Source organism: Leptothoe spongobia TAU-MAC 1115 (assembly GCF_018739885.1).
In the GTDB taxonomy this organism is placed as follows: Bacteria; Cyanobacteriota; Cyanobacteriia; order Phormidesmidales; family Phormidesmidaceae; genus Leptothoe; species Leptothoe spongobia.
Map to the genome: position 1 here is coordinate 1 of NZ_JADOES010000081.1, position 2999 is coordinate 2999.

Consider the following 2999-nt stretch of genomic DNA (forward strand, 5'->3'; position numbering starts at 1 on the left):
CTCATCAAGGATTCACTTGCGTTATCCTTAGCAATCTTGCCCTAGCCTGCACCCTCTTGTTGGCTCAGAAGATGCTGCGACATTTAACCTCGTCTGCTGATGCTGCCCTCCCATTACTGGTCGAACATTCCAAGGCGGACATCCGCCTGAACACTGGCGGGAAGAGACTTTTGGGAGTCTCTCCAACTCCCCCGAACGACTTCGAGTCGCGCGCCTAACTCTTATTAGACCGACAGTTTCAGTATAGCTGCCTGAAATAGGGTAGATATGTTGATTGTTCGCAGTATATCCGCCCAACTTGGCGAGCTATACTGCAATTTGTCCATATAGTACGCTCATATGGGGTGAATATATTGCAAGTTTCAGTATAGCTGCCGAGTTTTCTCAGTAAGTTTTTCTGGTTGTAGGTAAAAATAAACACATTTGTTCTGTACCCACCACCTATAGAAGCACAACCGCGAAAGCTACTGGACCCAGTCAGAGACCAGATTCACTTCAACCATTACTCCTATCGCACTGATTTACTGCCGATGCCAACGGACGGCTCCATTTGGTTGATCAACCACCGTACCCCCACTGCCGCTAGCTGCTCGCGAATATCATCTGCCGTTATAAAGTCTCGCTGTTGTCGAGCCGTTTGACGCTGCTGAATTAGATCTGCGATCGCACCCTCATCCAATTCACCAATTGCCGCATCAGTATCACTCTCAACTTCGGTCTCTAACCCCAATACCTGGGCATAAAATTTTCGAATTCTGCTAACATTTGCCACAATCAGCTATTGCTAACGTTAGCTGACTTTCTCCACAGACCATCTTGGCTGATATCAAGGCTCTTGGGCGAGGGCTAAGACACGCTGATATAGCTGAGGGCTGACACGAAAACCAGCTTGGTCGATCAAAGCATCCGTGATGGGTTGAACCTGAGGAATGAGGCTTCTTTGCTTAGCAACGAGCAGGATGCCCAGAATGCCAATGATCGATAGCCCAAGTCGAAGGGCCTCTTGCCGCCCCAAGCGTTCATCAATAAGCAGATCATCAGCTTGTAGCTCAAGTGCCAGGGCGATTGCGCTGGCCTCTCCTGCATCCAGTCCTCGGTCTTGTTGCAGTTGATTAGCCAGTTGGGAATTGCGAAGGGATTGCCTTTGAATCCAGCCCAGTTGAAGAATGGCTGAAATGGTCGGGTTGCTGGCAGCTGCGAGTTCGCTGGCAACAACGTCTGGAATAATCACGGTCTGGTAAATTGACTCTAGTAGCCAAAGATGGTTAACAAGAGCAAGATTACTGAGGGCAGAGGTGTCGCTGACGACAATCATAGCCAGCCCCGCTCGCGCAGGTGCTGAACATCTTGCTCAAGGTCTTCTACATCGTAGTGAACACAGATGCCCCGATCTGCCAGTAGTTTCTGAAACGCGATGATTTCCATCCCAGCAATTTTGCTGGCACGACTGAGGGAAATTAGCTCTTGCTGAAACAGGGCGATCGCAATTTCCCGGAGCCAGTCGCTTTGATTAAAGGTTTCAGCTTGGCTAAGGTTATCAGGTAGGTTCAGGGTAATTTGCATAGGGTTCACCTGTGAATGGGAGCTCGTTGAGCCTACATCCTTAATTTTAATCTGTGCCTAACTTCTCCAACTTATCTACCACCAAAAAGTTGTAGATACTTGGCTTTGAATGCAAACTGAATCTGGAAGTGAAATTGCAGTTTTCAGAGTGACCTTGAACTTAAAGTTCTACTTCAGTCAGAGACCAGATTCGCTTAAAGCATTACGCATTACTTCTATCGCGTTGCTTTACTGTTGATGCCAGCGGACGGCTCCACCTGGTTGATCAACCACCATAACCCCCACTGCCGCTAGCTGATCGCGAATATCATCTGCTGTTGCAAAATCTCGCTGCTGTCGAGCCGTTTGGCGCTGCTGGATCAGATCTGAGATCGCACCCTCATCCAATTCACCCGCCGCGACATCAGTATCACTCTCAGCTTCAGCCTCTAACCCCAATACCTGAGCCAGATACGACAACGTTTGCCACTGCTGCCAGAGCAGCTCCGGACTAGATTGAGTCTGCCCTTCGTGCACCAGACGGTTCCCCTCTCGCTGCAGTCCTTTGGCCAGCTCAAACAGCACCGCCAGAGCACCCGACGTATTCAGATCATCTTCCATGGCGGTTCGAAACCGTTCGACCCACGGGTCTTCTGAGCTTGGTTCCTGAGGGGAAGACTGGATGCTGGCGGCTGACAACGCTGCTTGATGATGTTTACCAAAGAGAAGTCCGGCTTTTAGCGTTTGCCAGCTGTTGATTGATGCTGCGATCGCATCCCTCGTAAAATCCAACGGTTTCCGATAGTGCCCTTGCAGCACAAACAACCGCACCGCCATCGGATCTACTGGCTGCGGATATTCTGTCCACACACCATCCAACAGGTCACGGATCGTCGTGAAATTGCCCAGGGATTTCGACATTTTTTCGCCATTCACCGTCACCATGCCATTGTGCAACCAGCAGCGAGCCAGCGGTTGTCCCGTCAGCGCTTCTGATTGAGCAATCTCGTTTTCATGGTGGGGAAACACCAGATCGCCTCCCCCACCATGAATGTCAATGGTTTCCCCCAATCGCGCCCGGATCATGGCCGAGCATTCGATGTGCCACCCCGGTCGTCCCATTCTCCAGGGCGATTCCCAGGCAGGCTCACCCGGTTTTGCCGATTTCCATAGAGCAAAATCGAACGGATCGCGCTTCTTCCGGTCTGGAGCATCCGGGGCAACCCGTCCCCCTGCCCCCGCCTGCAGCTGCTCAAGCTTCCGTCCAGAGAGCTTGCCATACTCCGCGAACTGCCGCACGCTGTAGTACACATCGCCATCAACCGCATAGGCATATCCTTTCTGTTCTAGCGCCTGAATCAATTGATGAATGGCCGGGATATGGGCTCTTCCGGAATTCCCGTGGAGCCCCCTACATTTAGTGTAGAGTTCAGATTCTTCCCCGTTAGGGATAATAG

General features: G+C 51.1%; 4 protein-coding genes. All 4 read right to left on the reverse strand.

Annotation, left to right across the window (positions count from 1 at the left end; all coding sequences use genetic code 11):
• Positions 1-508 precede the first annotated feature (508 nt).
• Entirely contained in the window at positions 509-772 is a 264-nt protein-coding gene (locus IXB50_RS21885; RefSeq protein ID WP_246564874.1) for a CysS/YqeB C-terminal domain-containing protein, read from the reverse strand.
• 54 nt (positions 773-826) lie between these two features.
• A complete protein-coding gene (locus tag IXB50_RS21890) occupies positions 827-1315 on the reverse strand; it encodes a DUF3368 domain-containing protein (protein WP_215611123.1) in 489 nt (162 codons plus the stop codon).
• Complete coding sequence (locus IXB50_RS21895) at positions 1312-1563, reverse strand: UPF0175 family protein (protein ID WP_215611124.1); 252 nt, start codon at positions 1561-1563, stop codon at positions 1312-1314. Before IXB50_RS21895 ends, IXB50_RS21890 begins: the two co-directional genes overlap by 4 nt.
• Positions 1564-1791: 228 nt before the next feature.
• Positions 1792-2999 (reverse strand): cysteine--tRNA ligase (cysS, locus tag IXB50_RS21900; RefSeq protein WP_246564877.1); only part of this gene is annotated, 1208 nt, incomplete at its 5' end.

Bases quoted from the DNA above. Each gene is read 5' to 3' on its own strand.
- IXB50_RS21890 (WP_215611123.1), bottom strand. From the start codon at position 1,315: ATGATTGTCGTCAGCGACACCTCTGCCCTCAGTAATCTTGCTCTTGTT.
- IXB50_RS21895 (WP_215611124.1), bottom strand. From the start codon at position 1,563: ATGCAAATTACCCTGAACCTACCTGATAACCTTAGCCAAGCTGAAACC.